The organism is Microbacterium sp. NPDC076768, assembly GCF_040687205.1.
GTDB lineage: Bacteria > Actinomycetota > Actinomycetes > Actinomycetales > Microbacteriaceae > Microbacterium.
On record NZ_JBFBMU010000002.1, the window covers coordinates 557,811 to 573,920 of the forward strand.

Below are 16,110 nucleotides of genomic sequence, written 5' to 3' on the forward strand. Positions count from 1 at the left end.
GATTCTCGGTCGCAGACCAGAGCCTCCAGAACGAGGAATAGGGCGGTATCGTGGGCTGTATGAGTGCAGCCGTTCCGACTCCGTACGAAGATTTGCTCCGTGATGTCGCAGAGACCGGCACGCACAAGTCGGATCGGACGGGTACAGGCACAACAAGTGTTTTCGGGCGCCAGATTCGCTTCGATCTCTCTCGAGGTTTTCCGCTGATTACGACGAAGCGCGTGCATTTCAAGTCGATCGCATACGAGCTCTTGTGGTTCCTGCGGGGCGACTCGAATGTGGGCTGGCTTCGCGAAAACGGCGTCACCATCTGGGACGAATGGGCCGATGAATCGGGTGACCTCGGTCCTGTCTACGGTGTGCAGTGGCGTTCGTGGCCGGCGCCGGATGGCAGGGGCATCGATCAGCTATCCGAGGTCATTGAGCAGATACGTCGATCACCTGACTCACGTCGGCTCATCGTCTCGGCGTGGAATCCTGCAGATATCCCCGACATGGCGCTTGCTCCCTGCCACGCGCTGTTCCAGTTTTATGTCGCTGACGGCAAGCTCTCCTGCCAGCTGTACCAGCGAAGCGCTGACATGTTTCTGGGCGTGCCGTTCAATATCGCCTCGTACGCGCTGCTAACGATGATGATCGCTCAGCAGACAGGGCTTGAGCCGGGTGACTTCGTCTGGACGGGAGGCGACTGCCACATCTACGACAATCATGTCGAGCAGGTGCGCGAGCAGCTCAGCCGAGAGCCTTACGAGTATCCGTCGTTGCGTTTCGCTCGCAAGCCGGAGTCAGTCTTTGACTACCAGTACGAAGACTTCATCATTGAGGACTACCAGCACCACGCCCCGATTCGTGCGGCGGTGGCGGTATGACGTGGGTCGGCCTGATTTGGGCCGAAGCGAAAGGTGGCGTGATCGGTGCTGAGGGCGGAATGCCTTGGCACGTACCGGAAGACCTCGCGCACTTTAAAGACGTCACCCTCGGGGCTCCTGTGGTGATGGGCCGCAAAACGTGGGACTCGCTTCCCGAGCGCTTTCGCCCACTCGCTGATCGCGAGAATATTGTCGTAACCAGACAGCAGAACTGGTCCGCAGCCGGCGCGCGCCGGGCTGCAACAGTCTCAGACGCCGTCAGAGGCCTGGACAAGGTCTGGATCATTGGCGGCGCGGAGATCTTTCGCCAGGTGATCGGCGGAGCTGACCGACTCGAAGTCACCGAACTCGATCTTGAAGTGCCCGGAGACGCGCATGCGCCATCGACCGCAGGGTGGCGGCTCGTAGACCAGGGGGAGTGGCAGACTTCACGTACCGGAACCCGCTACCGATTCTTAGGATACGAACGCTGATGCCTACTGCACTGATTACTGGAGCGAGCGCTGGCCTGGGTGCCGAATTCGCCCGCCAGCTTGCTCGCCGCCGCGCCGACCTCATTCTCGTTGCTCGATCAGAAGATGCCTTGGAATCGTTGGCGCGTGAGCTTCGGAGCGAATACGGCGTCGCCGTGGAGATCATCGTTGCTGACCTCGCCGACGAGGCGGGGGTAGAGCAGGTCGCTGACCGGCTACGCGATGCTACTGACCCGATCGATCTGTTGGTCAACAACGCAGGCTTCGGCCTGCCGTTGCAGTTTGCCGACAACAGCATCGACGATGAAGTACGTCACCTCCGCGTGCATGTCGAAGCGTCGATGCGTCTCATGCACGCGGCGTTGCAATCGATGCGCGGGCGAGGTGGCCGCATCATCAACGTCGCCTCTGTTGCGGGGTTCATTTCTCGATCGACATACTCTGCGTGCAAGGCGTGGCTGATCGGCTTCAGCCGCTGGGCAAACAACGAGTACGCGCGAGATCGGGTTTCCGTCACCGCACTCTGCCCCGGCTTTACGCACACGTCCTTCCATGAGCGGATGGGGCTCGCCGTTGGCAACGAGGGCGTACCCGAGATTATGTGGCTCAACGCACGCGATGTCGTTCGGACCGGCCTGCGGGATGCAGCGCTGGGCAAGTCAGTCTCGGTGCCTTCACTGCGCTACAAAGCCCTCGTCGCTGTGGCGCGGTTCTTGCCAGCCTCCGTGACGGCAGGGGTCGCCAGCCGCGGCCGAGTCTGATCGCTCAGTCTCAGGCAAATCTTCCTAGTCGCACTCCGACCTTCGCGATCGCAGCGATCGTCTCGCCGTCGGTGATCGAACCGTCTGCGATCATCGTGAGTACATCTGCGAACGGTACCCATGTGACGGCATGGATGCCTTCCTCTGCCTGAGTCAGAGCGGCGTCTTCGCCCGACATGGATGGTCGGAGGTTGCGTGCGAGAAAGACGTACTCGGTCGCCTCCGCGATGCCGTTCAGGGCGTGCATGGTGCCGAGGAAGGTCCAGTCCTTCGCCTCAAACCCCGTTTCTTCATGGAGCTCTCTCTGCGCGGCCAACAGAGGGTTCTCCCCATCGGTGCCTCCTGCTGGCACCTCGGTGGAAGGTCCAACGGTGTAGCGGTCGATGGTCACGAGGCACACCCGGTCTTGATCGTCTAGCGCGACGATGAACACCGCGGGGTTCTGCATCGCGACGACACCGTAAATGCCTTCACCTCCGGGGCCGGAGATCTGATCTTCACGCACTCGAATCCAAGCGTTTTCATACTTGGTCTCAGAATCTCGGGTTACTCATGCCATGTGTCGAGCGTAGATCGAAGGCGCACATTGCGTCCTATTGCGGTGAACCGCCACCGGCTGTTTCGTCCGTACGGTGTGCATGCGAACCGATACGCTGGGTCTATGACGCACTCGGGCAACCCATTCGGACAGGTTCTCGTCGCGCTCGTCACTCCGATGACGGCGGACGGCGAAGTTGATTGGCCCGCCGTTGAGAAGCACATCGATGACGTAATTACGGCCGGCGCTGACGGCATCGTTGTGACGGGAACGACAGGCGAGACCTCGACCCTGACTGACCCTGAGAAACTCAAGCTTGTCGAGGTCGGTAAGTCCGTCTCTGCGGGGCGCGCCAAGATCATCACCGGCGGCGGATCTAACGAGACCGCACACGCGATCGAGCTCTACAAGGCCAGCGAGAAAGCTGGCGCCGATGGCATCATGATCGTCACTCCGTACTACAACAAGCCAACCCAGGCCGGAATCCTCACGCACTTCCGCCTCGTGGCTGACGCGACCGATCTGCCGGTGATCTTGTATGACATCCCCGGGCGTACTGGTGTGCCGATTAAGTACGAAACGATCCTGCGACTCGCAAAGCACCCCAACATCCTTGCCGTGAAGGATGCAAAGGGCGATTTTTCTGAAGTGAGCCGCGTGCTCAACCAGACAGACCTCATGTATTTCTCTGGTGATGACGCGAATGTTCTTCCCCATCTCGCCATTGGTGCGAGCGGGCTCATCGGCGTGACCGCCAATGTTGCCGCAGGGCCTTACCGCACGATCATCGATGCGGTGAACGCAGGAGATTTGGCGACTGCCACTGCTGAGCACAAGCGGCTAGAGCCACTCGTGCGTGCAGTGATGACCCACGTACCGGGCACCGTCGCGGCAAAGTACATCCTGCATGGCCTGGGCCGTATCTCGAGCCCTCGCGTGCGGCTTCCCCTTGTCGGACCAGAGGAATGGGAGGCCGCGCTCATCGAAGATGAACTCGACCTCGTCAAAAATGTTCCGGGTGCCGACTTCTCAAACTTCCGCCCAGACCGCAATGCGGCCGCGGGTGGTGCCTTGCCGAAGGTGCACGGCACGACGCGCTGAACCGCGTCACCATGAACGAACGGACGCGCAGAGTGTCCGACTGAGGAGACAGCATGTCTATTCCCCTAGCTGAACCATCCGCTCTCGAAGAAGGAGCGCTTCGCGTCATTCCGATCGGCGGTCTCGGCGAGATCGGTCGAAACATGACCGTTTTTGAGTATGACGGCAAGCTGCTCATCGTTGACTGCGGAGTGCTCTTCCCCGAAGAGCACCAGCCGGGCGTCGACCTGATCCTGCCGGACTTCGAGCCGATCCGCGATCGCCTCGATGACATCGTCGGCGTGATGCTCACCCACGGGCATGAGGACCACATCGGCGCAGTGCCGCACTTGCTTCGCCTCAAGAGCGACATCCCGCTTATCGGGTCTGGGCTCACGCTCGCGCTTGTCGAAGCGAAGCTCAAGGAGCACCGCATCAAGGCTTTCACTCTGACGGTGAAAGAAGGGGAAAAAGAGCAGGTCGGCCCGTTCAACCTCGAGTTCGTCGCGGTCAACCACTCCATTCCTGATGCGTTGGCTGTGGCCATCCGTACGCCTGCGGGTATGGTTCTCGCCACCGGCGACTTCAAGATGGATCAGCTCCCGCTCGACGGCAGGATCACGGACCTCCGTGCGTTCTCGCGCCTGGGCGAGGAGGGCGTCGATCTCTTCCTCGTCGATTCCACGAACGCGGATGTTCCTGGATTCACCCCGACGGAGCGGTCGATCGGGCCGGTGCTTGACCAGGTCATCGGTAAGGCACCCCGACGCGTTATCGTTGCCAGCTTCTCCAGCCACATTCATCGGGTGCAGCAGGTGGTCGATGCGGCCCACGCGCATGGACGCCGAGTCGCTTTCCTCGGTCGCAGCATGGTGCGCAACATGACGATTGCCGAGCAGCTGGGCTACCTCAAGGTGCCAGATGGCGTGCTCATCGACTTCAAGAAGGCGCGCGATCTGCCAGACGAGAAGATCGTCTACATGTCTACTGGCTCGCAGGGAGAGCCCATGGCAGTGCTCAGTCGGATGGCCAACATGGATCACGCGATCGAGGTCAGCGAAGGGGACACAGTCATCCTCGCGTCCAGCCTGATTCCTGGCAACGAGAACGCCGTGTACCGCGTGATTGATGGCCTCACGAAGTTGGGCGCGAACGTCGTCCACAAGGCCAACGCACGCGTCCACGTTTCTGGGCACGCTGCCGCTGGCGAGCTGATCTATTGCTACAACATCCTCAAGCCGAAGAATGTTCTCCCCGTGCACGGCGAATACCGCCACCTCATCGCGAACGCCAAGCTCGCACAGGACACCGGTATTGCTGAAGAGAACACGATCATTGCTTCCAACGGCACCGTCATCGACCTGAAAGACGGTGTCGCTCGGGTTGCTGGCCAGCTTGATCTCGGATTTGTGTATGTCGATGGCTCGACCGTCGGTGAGATCACAGACGCAGACCTCAAGGACCGCCGAATCCTGGCGGAGGAGGGGTTCATCTCTGTGATTGTGGTGGTGGATGCGGGTACCGGTCGCATCATCTCTGGTCCGGAGATCCACGCCCGTGGTGTTGCCGAAGACGACTCGGTGTTTGATGACGTCACCCCGAAGATTGTGGCGGCCCTCAAAGAGGCATCGGGCAACGGCGTCCGTGACACGCACGCGCTGTCGCAGGTTGTGCGCCGCACGATTGGTCGCTGGGTCAACCAGCGGCTCCGTCGACGCCCGATGATCGTTCCGCTCGTCATCGAGGCGTAATACCTAGACCGTCAGAATCCGCAGAATGCCGCGTCATTACGTGGGATGTCTGCGGTTGGACGTAACGTGAAGGCATGGCCAGGAGTACCACGAAGACTGAGCGCGCGTCGAGTAGCGCACCGTCGCGCCCCAAGCGGCAGACGGCTCCCAAGGCCCAGCCCGCGCCGAAGAAGTACATCGACGAGGCAGACAAGCCCCCGGTGATTGTTCGTGCCTGGATGGGACTTGCGCACGGTGTCGGAGGGCTGTTCCGCGCGTTCGGCCCAGAGAACCTCGAGAAAGACGACCGACGCGACGGTTTTCCTTTCTTTCTCGTTCTCTTGGCTGTCGTTGGGGCGGTCAACGAGTGGGTCTTCATCGGCAACGAAGTAGCGGCAAATGTCAGCGCCTACTCTTTCGGGCTGCTGATTGGGCGCGTGGCGTTCATTATGCCGCTGCTGTTGCTTGTACTCGCCGGGTGGCTTTTTCGTCATCCTGCCTCGGTGCATGACAACGGGCGCATCGGTTTTGGGTTTGGCCTGTTCGTCATTTCCCTCGCGGGGATCTTCCATGTGGCGGCGGGCAAGCCGCAGCCGCAGCCCAACGTTGCCGCCCTGAGTACCGGCGGTGGCCTGTTCGGCTGGATCGTCGGGGAGCCCCTGTCATTCCTTACTGATGTCGTGGCGTACATCGTATTGAGCCTGTTGATCGGGCTCAGCATCCTCATCCTCACCAAGACGCCGCCCAACCGAATAGGCGAGCGCCTCGGAGACCTGTATGCCTGGATGTTCGATGCGGAGCGTCCAGAAAAGCCCGTGAAGGGTTCGCCCACCTTCGAAGACTCAGACAAGGTCGATGACCCCGACGTCTTGCCCTGGTGGCGACGAAACAAAACGGGTCGAGAAGAAGATCCAGACGACGAGGGAAACCTCGGTTCTGACGACCTCACTGCGCTGCTTACGACGTCTGACCCGACGCCTGCCTACGACAAGGCTGTTGTGGTCGAGAACCCTTACGAGGCGGCAACGGAGGTGCTTTCCGATGTTCGCTCTGTCACAGACAAATTGGCTGAGCAACAGAACACCGCCCTGCTCGACGATTCTTCCGACACCGGAGAGGTTCAAGAGCTCGGGGGACTAGACGGTTTCGGCACAGACGGGCCTGGCGACCGTGGGCCGCAAGCGCCCGTAACTCCGTATGTCTTGCCGTCGCCCGGATTGTTGGTTGAAGGACCGCCGCCTGTACTGCGGTCAGAGGCCACAGACAAGGTCATCGAACAGATCACGAGCGTGCTGTCGCAGTTCAAGGTAGATGCGAAAGTTACCGGCTTCTCGCGTGGACCGACAGTGACCCAGTACGAGGTGGAGGTTGGGCACGGAGTCAAGGTCGAGAAGATCTTGCAGCTGAGTAACAACTTCTCGTACGCCGTGGCTTCCAACGACGTGCGAATTCTCTCGCCGATCCCCGGCAAGAGCGCGATCGGCATCGAGATCCCTAACGCCGACAAAGAGATGGTCGCTTTGGGTGATGTTCTCCGGTCACCGGCCGCGCAGAAGAGCACCCACCCGATGACCATCGGCGTCGGAAAAGACGTCGGTGGAAACATCGTGATCGCTAACCTCGCGAAGATGCCCCACCTGTTGGTCGCCGGTTCTACAGGTTCGGGTAAGTCCAGCTTTGTGAACTCGATGATCACCAGCTTGCTGATGCGTGCGCGACCAGCAGACGTTCGCATGGTGTTGATTGACCCGAAGCGAGTCGAGCTCACCAGCTACGCTGGCGTTCCTCATCTGATCACCCCCATCATCACCAATCCCAAGAAGGCTGCCGAGGCCTTGCAGTGGGTCGTCAAAGAGATGGACATGCGCTACGACGACCTCGCGTCGTTCGGGTTCCGGCACATCGATGACTTCAACCGCGCGGTCCGCGCGGGCGAGATCCAGTTGCCAGTCGGTAGTGAGCGAGTGCTCAAGCCGTATCCGTACCTGTTGGTCGTCGTCGACGAATTGGCAGACCTCATGATGGTCGCCCCGCGAGATGTCGAAGACTCGATTGTTCGTATCACTCAACTCGCGCGAGCGTCGGGTATCCACCTGGTTCTCGCCACGCAGCGGCCAAGCGTCGACGTCGTCACCGGGCTTATCAAGGCGAACGTTCCTTCTCGACTCGCGTTTGCTGTCACCAGCGTCACTGACAGCCGCGTCATCCTCGACAGTCCTGGGGCCGACAAGCTCATTGGTCAGGGTGACGCACTCTTCTCGCCCATGGGTTCCTCGAAGCCATTCCGGTTGCAAGGCGCGTGGGTCGACGAGAAAGAGATCGACGAGGTTGTAAAGCACGTCACCCGCCAGGCGCGGCCGGATTATCGTCCTGATGTGCAAGAGGCGATGGAGCCGACGAAGAAGAAAGAAGTCGACGAAGACATCGGCGACGATCTCGAGCTACTTCTTGCCGCTGCGGAGCTCATCGTTTCGTCTCAGTTCGGTTCGACCTCGATGCTCCAGAGAAAGTTGCGCGTCGGCTTCGCGAAGGCGGGACGACTCATGGACCTGTTGGAGTCTCGCGAGATCGTGGGACCGTCTGAGGGGTCGAAGGCTCGCGACGTTCTCGCCACTGCCGAGCAATTGCCTCAGGTGATGGCGAAGCTGCGCGGAGATGACGTTCCACAGCCTGCGGCAGCACCGTCTGCTCCCGTTGCAGAACCGCAGCAGTCGGAGCCGCCGGCTCCCGATCCGATCGCTGCGCAGTATGAAGGTCTTCCTGAAGTGGAAGCCGAGAGCGACGACGATGCCTGGGGCCTGACGGGACGCGATTGATGACAATTCCACGGCAGCTACCCAATGCCATTACTATCGCGCGCATTCCGCTCGCGGTCATCTTTTTCGTACTGCTGTTGCTCGGCGGGACGTTTGGGCTTGCAGAGCCGGGGCTTCGCTGGACGGCCGGGATTCTCTTCATCGTTGCGATCTCCACTGACTGGGTCGACGGCTACCTGGCGCGAAAATACAACATCGTTAGCGATTTTGGAAAGCTATGGGATCCCATCGCCGACAAGCTGCTGACCGGAGCAGGCTTCGTCGGCCTCGCCATCCTGGGTGAGGTCAGCTGGTGGATCGTTGCGATCATTCTTGTCCGCGAATGGGGGATCACCATTCATCGGCTCATGGTCGCAAGCGAGCATGTCGTTGCTGCGGCGTGGATGGGCAAGATCAAGACGGCTTTCCAGGGTGTTGCTCTTGGATGGGCGTTGCTGCCATTGCACTTCGTCATCGGGCTGGGCCCATGGACGCTGGTCACGTTCATCTTGATGTTGATCGTGGTGATCCTCACCATCGCCAGCGGAATTGACTACATCGTCGCGCAAGTCCGAGGGGCACGGCAGAAGTCGTGACAGAAGCGGCCGCGTCAGCTGTGCTCTCGGAGCTCTCTGAGCGGGGCTGGACGCTAGGCATCGCCGAATCGCTCACCGGCGGCGCGCTGTGTAGCGAGTTCGTCGCGGTCCCCGGGGCATCGACTGTTCTGCGCGGGGGAGTAGTGGCGTACGCCACACACATAAAGGCGTCTGTTCTCGGCGTCGATGCCGATCTGCTCGACGAGAGCGGACCGGTGTGTCCGCGCGTTGCTCTGCAGATGGCAGAAGGCGTTCGTAAAGTAATGAGCGCACACGGGTCAGCGGCCGATGTAGGCGTGGCGACAACGGGGATTGCGGGTCCGGGGCCCGCTGGCGGACACCCAGCGGGGACTGTGCACATTGGGGTGGTGACGCCGAAGGTGTCCCAGGTGAGGTCGTTCGCGTTCGCTGGCGATCGAGCCTCAGTTCGTGACCAGACAATCCACGCAGCACTCAGCGTCATGCGGGACGCGCTTGCGGAATAGTGGCGAGGGCTCGGCGGTTATGAGATGTGTGCTCACACTTAAACCACAGAGTGCAGGGGTAGATTTGGGGCAAGCCAGGCGTATTAGACTGGCTGTCGCATCGAGGGAAACCTCGTACGATCACTTGGAGAGGAGGTTCCGATGATTCTTGTACGACAAGAAATCGGCGATGTGCTGAGGGACTTCCGCCTGCAAAAGGGGCGCACGCTCCGGCAGGTTGCGAGCAAAGCTTCTGTTGCGCTCGGCTATCTCAGTGAGGTAGAGCGGGGACAAAAAGAGGCATCGAGCGAGATCCTCGCATCGGTTGCTGAAGCGCTCGATGTGCCCATCTCCACCATCATGCGCGAGGTCGGTGACCGTATCTCGGTGCTCGAAGGTATTCAGGTGTTCCCTGACGTCGTTCCCGACGACCTCGTTGCGTCGATTGAACCGCAGCTTTCGTTGCACTAGTCCTCACCAGTCCTGCAGATGCGTCGAAGCGAATTTTTCCGCGCTGTCGAAGATGAGTTTCAAGCGCGAGCTTCATCGCTTGTCCACGACCTTGGTCTCGGTGCTCTCGGTGGACGAACCGCGACCGAGGCGCTCGATGATGGCACGCCGCCGCGATCTATCTGGCTCGCGCTCTGTACGGAGATGGAAGTGCCGCCAGAGCGTCGCCATGGCGTAGGGCGACAGGAACCTCGCGGCCGTTGAGCGGTTGCGACATGTCCAGTTGTGTGCGGTGTTCGAGCGTCGATATTCGGCGTGTCATCGAATATTCGTTCGAAGCGCGGGTAGTGTTCTACACAAGTAGTTCAACAGGCTTTTTCTGCACGTAAGGCGCGATCTCGATGTCAATGTCGGTGGCCTCTCTTACTGTGTGAAACAGGCCCAAGAGCCACACGCCTTGTCGGAGAGTGTTTCCCAGCCGGGAGAGCCGCGACAGCCTACAGGCGGCCCCACCCGCGCAAAAGGAGCAGACCATGCCATCACCCGCAGACCGCGAAAAGTCCCTCGAAACGGCACTCGCGCAGATTGATCGCCAGTTCGGCAAGGGGTCAGTGATGCGGCTGGGTAGCGACGAGCGCGCCCCCGTAGCCGTCATTCCGACGGGGTCGATTGCTCTCGATGTCGCACTCGGCGTTGGCGGCATTCCGCGTGGTCGAATTGTCGAGATCTATGGTCCTGAGTCCTCGGGTAAAACGACACTGACTCTCCATGCGATTGCGAACGCTCAACGTGCCGGCGGTATTGCCGCCTTCATCGACGCGGAGCACGCGCTGGATCCTGATTATGCAGCCAAGCTTGGCGTTGACATCGACGCGCTCTTGGTTTCACAGCCAGACACCGGTGAGCAGGCGCTTGAGATCGCTGACATGCTTGTCCGTTCGGGGGCTATCGACCTCATTGTCATTGACTCTGTGGCTGCCCTTGTTCCTCGCGCTGAGATCGAGGGAGAGATGGGTGACTCGCACGTTGGTCTGCAGGCTCGTCTGATGTCCCAGGCGCTTCGTAAACTCACCGGTGGTCTGAGTCAGACAAACACCACCATGATCTTCATCAACCAGTTGCGTGAAAAGATCGGTGTCTTCTTCGGCTCCCCTGAGACCACAGCAGGTGGTAAGGCTCTGAAGTTCTACGCGTCAGTGCGCATGGACATTCGTCGAATCGAAACCTTGAAAGACGGCACAGACGCCGTGGGTAACCGCACCAGGGTCAAGGTCGTAAAGAACAAAATGGCGCCGCCGTTTAAGCAAGCAGAGTTCGACATTCTCTATGGTGTCGGCATCTCCCGCGAAGGTAGCTTGATTGACTTCGGTGTGGAGCACGCGATCGTGAAGAAGTCTGGGTCTTGGTACACCTACGATGGCGACCAGCTGGGTCAGGGTAAAGAGAACGCGCGTTCCTTCTTGCTAAGGAATCCTGACGTCGCTCTCGCCATCGAGACGCAGATCAAACAGAAGCTTGGCCTCGGAGGCCCGGGGGATGCCCCCGCGGCAGCCGATGAGCTTGCTGAGCGTCGTCCGGCCTGATGAACGATTCTCGTGGGGGCGATCTTGATCGGATCGCCCCCATCATTCCCCTTTTTGGTGGCGGAGTGTCCAAGTCGGTTCCTACACCACTTGTTCCGAAGGCTCCGCTAGAAGATTCTGCGGACGCGGGCACCCCGAGTGACCGGCACCCTGCGCGCGGTGGACGCACCGGGGCTCGCAGCACGGCACAGTCTCCGATGAATTCTGTCCCTCATCTGCGCGCCCTCGGTGGTCCAGAAGATGGCGCTGATGAAACGGAAACGGCGTCGCTCGACGAGGTTCGTCTCGCGGCGGAGGAGGCTCTGGTGCGTAAGCTCCGCGCGCGGTCACTCTCGGTCTCGGAATCTAGACAGGTACTGAAAGGGCAGGGTCTCAGCGGAGAGATTGTTGATGATGTGATCGACGATTTCACCCGGCGTGGTTACCTAGACGACCTCGCTCTCGCCGAGGTCCTTGTGAGGTCTGGCGTGGAACGCAAAGGTCAGGGTCGAGTCGCGCTGTCTCGATCACTAGCTCAGCGGGGTATCCCGCGAGACGTTATCGAAGGCGCGCTTGATCAACTGCCAGACGATGATGACGACCGTGCACTGGAGTTTGCTCGGAGTAAGGCCCAGTCGCTCAGCCGCCTAGATCACGACACGGCTCTCCGGCGTCTGGTCGGACAGCTCTCGAGACGTGGATATAACGGCTCAGTGGCGATGAAGGCCGCCAAAACGGCGCTACGGGAAACAACGTTCGGTGGGTCCACTTCTGGTGTTCGTTTCGTCGATTCAGACTGAACGCTCGACGAGCCGTTCCCTCAGCAACGGCTCGTAGAATGGGAGCATCATGACTATCCCGCGCAGCGAACCGACGATCATCGACCCGTCGTCGGCAGCCGTCGACGCCGACGGAAGACAGCGATCGTATGAAGTGCGCACCTTTGGGTGCCAGATGAACGTGCACGATTCGGAGCGGCTTTCCGGTTCGCTGGAGAGTGCTGGCTACGTTCAGGCGCAAGCTGGGGCAGAGGCTGACGTCGTGATCATCAATACCTGTGCCGTGCGTGACAACGCTTCGGGCAAGCTGTATGGCACTCTTGGCCACCTTGCTTCCGTGAAGCGACGCAAAGATGGCATGCAGATCGCCGTCGGCGGTTGCCTCGCACAAATGGACCAGCAGGCAGTCTTGGATAAGGCGCCGTGGGTTGATGTGGTCTTCGGCACACACAACATGGGCTCGTTGCCAGGTCTTCTTGAGCGCGCAAGGCACAACGGCGACGCGGAGCTTGAGATCCTCGAGTCGCTCGAAGTCTTCCCCTCCACGCTGCCAACGAAGCGTGACTCCGCACATAGCGGATGGGTATCAATCTCGGTTGGCTGCAACAACACCTGCACGTTCTGTATCGTGCCGAGTCTGCGCGGTAAAGAGAAAGACCGCCGACCAGGCGACATCCTGAATGAGATTCGCCTTCTTGTCGAAGACGGCGCCATCGAAGTGACCCTTCTGGGGCAGAACGTCAACTCGTACGGTGTCGAGTTCGGCGATCGGCAGGCATTCGGCAAGCTTCTGCGTGCAGCCGGAGAGATCGAAGGGCTGGAGCGCATCCGGTTCACCAGCCCGCACCCCGCGGCTTTCACGGACGATGTGATCGATGCGATGGCTGAGACACCCAACGTGATGCCACAACTTCACATGCCACTTCAGTCCGGGAGTGACCGTATCCTCAAGGCGATGAGGCGCTCGTACCGTAGCGAACGGTTCCTGGGGATCCTCGACCGGGTGCGGGACCGGATCCCCGATGCCTCGATCACCACCGACATCATCGTCGGTTTCCCCGGTGAGACGGAGGCCGACTTTGAAGACACGATGCGCGTCGTCGAGCAGTCACGTTTCGCGAGCGCGTACACCTTCCAGTACTCGATCCGTGAGGGAACACCCGCGGCAACAATGGAAGACCAGATCCCGAAAGAGGTTGTCCAGGAACGCTACACGCGGCTGACGGCTCTCCAGGATCGGATCTCCCGTGAAGAAAACCAGAAGCAGGTAGGGCGGGAAGTGGAGCTGCTTGTCTCGGGCAGCGACGGCAAGAAGCATGCCGAAACTCACCGTCTCACCGGCCGTGCCAGAGACAACAGGCTGGTGCATTTTGAAGTCCCAGAGGGGTCTGAGGTGCCGCGTCCTGGTGATGCCGTGACGGTCACGATCACACAGGCAGCGTCGTTCCACTTGCTCGCAGACGACACCACCGGAGAACCGCTTCGTATCCGTCGCACGCGTGGCGGCGATGCATGGGATCGCGCCCAAGCCGCCTCCTGTGGGGTGCCTGCTGCCGGTGGTGAGGGTGGAACCAGCGCTGTCTCCCTTGGCCTGCCTACCTTGCGTGTGGGCGTGTGACCTCACCACGTCTCTGGGTAGTCGCCGGGGCGACGGGCACAGGAAAGAGCGATCTCGCTATCGATCTCGCACTGGCGCTTCGAGAGCGCGGCAATGCAGCGGAGATTGTCAATGCCGATGCGATGCAGCTCTATCGCGGCATGGACATCGGCACGGCAAAGGTCACGCCAGCGGAGCGCCAAGATATCCCGCATCACCTCTTTGATGTCAGAGAGGTAGACGAAGATGCCGCGGTTGCCTGGTACCAGCCACGCGCTCGGGCAGTGATCGAGAAGATCCATCTGACCGGTGCCGACGCGATCCTCGTCGGCGGGTCGGGGCTCTACGTCTCGGGCGTGGTCTACGACTTCCACTTTCCCCCGCGCGACCCTGCGGTTCGTCAGCGAATTGAACGGGAGCTGGAGCACGAGGGGCCTGATCGACTGCTGGAGCGTTTGCGTGCGCTTGATCCAGAAGCTGCCGCGCGAGTGGACCCACGCAACACGCGACGAATCGTTCGTGCGCTTGAGGTCTGTGAACAGGGGAGTGCTACGCATGGAGCCGCGCTGCCAGAGAAGCCAACCCTCTGGTATCCGCATACCCGCATGATTGGCCTTCGTGTTGATCGGGCCGCCCTCGTCGAGAGACTCGACGCCAGAGTGGAGCGGATGTGGCAGGACGGGCTTCTCAACGAGGTGGCTGAGCTTCGAAGTCGTGGTCTCGAACGTGGTACTACAGCACCCCGTGCCATCGGCTACGCGCAGGCTTTGGCGCAGCTCGATGGTGTGTTGGCGGAGCGTGAAGCGATCGAACAGACGCAGGCACTTACGCGGAGGTATGCGCGCCGGCAGGTCTCCTGGTTCAAACGCTATCCAGAGCTTGAGTGGGCAGATGCGCCGTTGAGCGCAGCGGCATTCTTGGGTGACGAATGACCGCGATGTCTGTGCCATGTGCGAACGTGGCCGGATGACGACCCACTACTACACGGCGTCGAGCCTCGATGGTTTTATCGCCACCGATGATCACTCGCTGGACTGGCTTCTGACGCAAGACATCGACGACGAGGGGCCGATGGCGTACACGGCCTTCGAAACGACCATCGGCGCCGTAGCGATGGGGGCATCGACTTATGAGTGGGTAATGCGCCACGAAGCGGGGCGCTGGGGCTATAGCCAACCCACGTGGGTGTTTACGCACCGTGAGCTGGTGTTGCCTCAAGAGGGCGACGTGCGGCTGACGCAGGCCGACGTGCGGACGGTCCACGCCGAGATGCTCGATGCTGCCGGCGCGAAGGATGTATGGATCGTTGGTGGGGGAGACCTGGCCGGACAGTTTGCCGACGCGGGGCTTCTTGATGAAGTGTGGGTGCAGTACGCACCGGTCATGCTGGGCTCTGGCGCTCCGCTTCTTCCGCGCAGACTCGATCTGGAGCTCATCGAAGTCGCACGCAACCGCAACTTTGTCTGCGGAAGATTCCGCGTCGCGCGTCGCTGAACGGTCGTTGATAATCCCTAGACTGGTGAGCATGGTCGCATTCACCAAAGGGCACGGTACGGGCAACGATTTCATCATCATCGCTGATCCGGACGGCGAGCTTGACCTGACTGTTGAACAGGTGGCCGTGCTGTGCGATCGGCGTTTCGGAATTGGTGCAGATGGCATTCTCCGCGTAGTGCGCTCGTCTGCCATCGCCGATGGTGCTGCCTCGCTCGCAGAAGAACCAGACGCCGAGTGGTTCATGGATTACCGCAATGCAGATGGTTCGATCGCGGAGATGTGCGGCAACGGTGTGCGTGTGTTTGTGCACTACCTTGTTCGATCCGGTCTTGCCGTGATTGAGCAGGGATCGACGTTGCCGATCGGGACGCGAGCTGGCGTGCGTGACGTGACGAAGAGCGCGACCGGTTACCAGGTTGACCTCGGCCCGTGGAAACTCTCGGGAGACGATCCGCTTGTGCGCGTCGACGGCCTATCTGTCACCCGCCCCGGGCTCGGAATTGACGTCGGCAACCCGCATGTAGTTGTGGCCCTCGCCTCGGAAGCCGAACTCGCCTCGCTCGAGCTGCACCGCGCACCTGACCTGGACCCTGCTCCGGGTGAGGGAGCAAATATCGAGTTCGTTGTGCCGGGGGAACCACTCGTCCGCGATGGGGTCGGTCATGTCAGCATGCGCGTGTACGAACGAGGCGTCGGTGAGACCCTCAGCTGCGGCACGGGAGTTGCCGCGACAGCCCTGGCTGTGCGCTACTGGGCGGGGGAGAAGGCGCCCAACAACTGGCAGGTTGAGGTGCCAGGAGGAACACTCGGCGTTCGCATGTTCCCCGCCGAAGATGGCGAACATGTCGCACTTTCCGGACCAGCGCAGCTCGTCTATCAGGGTGAGATCGACCTCATCTGATTCGCGTATTCGTGCGCT

General features: G+C 60.7%; 17 protein-coding genes. 16 read left to right on the plus strand and 1 reads right to left on the minus strand.

The genetic code is table 11. The annotated features are described in order from the left end of the window. Nucleotides 1-59: 59 nt before the first annotated feature. The 3 genes from AB0O87_RS09070 to AB0O87_RS09080 are packed head-to-tail and all read left to right on the plus strand — an operon-like array spanning nt 60 to nt 2,103. Nucleotides 60-869 (plus strand): thymidylate synthase, encoded by an 810-nt coding sequence (locus tag AB0O87_RS09070; protein ID WP_363514428.1) that lies wholly within the window; start codon nt 60-62, stop codon nt 867-869. Beyond that, nucleotides 866-1,342 carry a dihydrofolate reductase gene (locus tag AB0O87_RS09075; RefSeq protein ID WP_363514430.1) on the plus strand — a complete coding sequence of 159 codons (477 nt, stop codon included), beginning with the start codon at nt 866-868 and terminating at the stop codon, nt 1,340-1,342. The genes AB0O87_RS09070 and AB0O87_RS09075 overlap by 4 nt, the downstream gene beginning before the upstream one ends. After that, nucleotides 1,342-2,103 carry an SDR family oxidoreductase gene (locus tag AB0O87_RS09080; protein ID WP_363514433.1) on the plus strand — a complete coding sequence of 254 codons (762 nt, stop codon included), beginning with the start codon at nt 1,342-1,344 and terminating at the stop codon, nt 2,101-2,103. The genes AB0O87_RS09075 and AB0O87_RS09080 overlap by 1 nt, the downstream gene beginning before the upstream one ends. 10 nt (nt 2,104-2,113) lie before the next feature. On the opposite strand, the gene AB0O87_RS09085 is transcribed toward AB0O87_RS09080, so the two are convergent. Next, nucleotides 2,114-2,614: an NUDIX hydrolase gene (locus AB0O87_RS09085; protein WP_363516174.1), complete on the minus strand. Its 501-nt coding sequence runs from the start codon at nt 2,612-2,614 to the stop codon at nt 2,114-2,116. A gap of 150 nt (nt 2,615-2,764) precedes the next feature. Here AB0O87_RS09085 and dapA point away from each other — a divergent pair, with 150 nt between their 5' ends. From dapA to dapF, 13 genes are all read left to right on the plus strand, one after another. Further along, entirely contained in the window at nt 2,765-3,742 is a 978-nt protein-coding gene (gene dapA, locus AB0O87_RS09090; protein ID WP_363514436.1) for a 4-hydroxy-tetrahydrodipicolinate synthase, read from the plus strand. Nucleotides 3,743-3,795: 53 nt separating this feature from the next. Continuing rightward, nucleotides 3,796-5,472 (plus strand): ribonuclease J, encoded by a 1,677-nt coding sequence (locus AB0O87_RS09095; protein WP_363514443.1) that lies wholly within the window; start codon nt 3,796-3,798, stop codon nt 5,470-5,472. 74 nt (nt 5,473-5,546) lie between these two features. After that, nucleotides 5,547-8,267 (plus strand): DNA translocase FtsK, encoded by a 2,721-nt coding sequence (locus AB0O87_RS09100; protein ID WP_363514445.1) that lies wholly within the window; start codon nt 5,547-5,549, stop codon nt 8,265-8,267. Then, nucleotides 8,267-8,842, plus strand: a complete 576-nt coding sequence (gene pgsA, locus AB0O87_RS09105) for a CDP-diacylglycerol--glycerol-3-phosphate 3-phosphatidyltransferase (protein WP_363514448.1) — start codon at nt 8,267-8,269, stop codon at nt 8,840-8,842. Before AB0O87_RS09100 ends, pgsA begins: the two co-directional genes overlap by 1 nt. Continuing rightward, a complete protein-coding gene (locus tag AB0O87_RS09110) occupies nt 8,839-9,327 on the plus strand; it encodes a CinA family protein (protein ID WP_363514451.1) in 489 nt (162 codons plus the stop codon). The genes pgsA and AB0O87_RS09110 overlap by 4 nt, the downstream gene beginning before the upstream one ends. A gap of 141 nt (nt 9,328-9,468) precedes the next feature. Beyond that, the gene (locus AB0O87_RS09115) at nt 9,469-9,777 is read left to right on the plus strand and encodes a helix-turn-helix transcriptional regulator (RefSeq protein WP_363514454.1); all 309 of its coding nucleotides are present in this window, start codon (nt 9,469-9,471) and stop codon (nt 9,775-9,777) included. Between the two features lie 18 nt (nt 9,778-9,795). Next, complete coding sequence (locus AB0O87_RS09120; RefSeq protein WP_363514457.1) at nt 9,796-10,020, plus strand: DUF3046 domain-containing protein; 225 nt, start codon at nt 9,796-9,798, stop codon at nt 10,018-10,020. A 269-nt stretch (nt 10,021-10,289) separates the two neighbouring features. Continuing rightward, the gene (gene recA / locus AB0O87_RS09125) at nt 10,290-11,339 is read left to right on the plus strand and encodes a recombinase RecA (RefSeq protein WP_363514460.1); all 1,050 of its coding nucleotides are present in this window, start codon (nt 10,290-10,292) and stop codon (nt 11,337-11,339) included. Continuing rightward, complete coding sequence (locus AB0O87_RS09130; RefSeq protein WP_363514463.1) at nt 11,339-12,118, plus strand: regulatory protein RecX; 780 nt, start codon at nt 11,339-11,341, stop codon at nt 12,116-12,118. The genes recA and AB0O87_RS09130 overlap by 1 nt, the downstream gene beginning before the upstream one ends. A gap of 49 nt (nt 12,119-12,167) precedes the next feature. Then, complete coding sequence (gene miaB, locus AB0O87_RS09135; RefSeq protein ID WP_363514466.1) at nt 12,168-13,715, plus strand: tRNA (N6-isopentenyl adenosine(37)-C2)-methylthiotransferase MiaB; 1,548 nt, start codon at nt 12,168-12,170, stop codon at nt 13,713-13,715. Further along, a complete protein-coding gene (gene miaA, locus AB0O87_RS09140) occupies nt 13,712-14,626 on the plus strand; it encodes a tRNA (adenosine(37)-N6)-dimethylallyltransferase MiaA (RefSeq protein WP_363514469.1) in 915 nt (304 codons plus the stop codon). The genes miaB and miaA overlap by 4 nt, the downstream gene beginning before the upstream one ends. Nucleotides 14,627-14,660: 34 nt before the next feature. Continuing rightward, nucleotides 14,661-15,188: a dihydrofolate reductase family protein gene (locus tag AB0O87_RS09145; RefSeq protein WP_363514472.1), complete on the plus strand. Its 528-nt coding sequence runs from the start codon at nt 14,661-14,663 to the stop codon at nt 15,186-15,188. A 25-nt stretch (nt 15,189-15,213) separates the two neighbouring features. Then, nucleotides 15,214-16,092: a diaminopimelate epimerase gene (gene dapF, locus AB0O87_RS09150; RefSeq protein WP_363514475.1), complete on the plus strand. Its 879-nt coding sequence runs from the start codon at nt 15,214-15,216 to the stop codon at nt 16,090-16,092. Nucleotides 16,093-16,110: the final 18 nt, after the last annotated feature.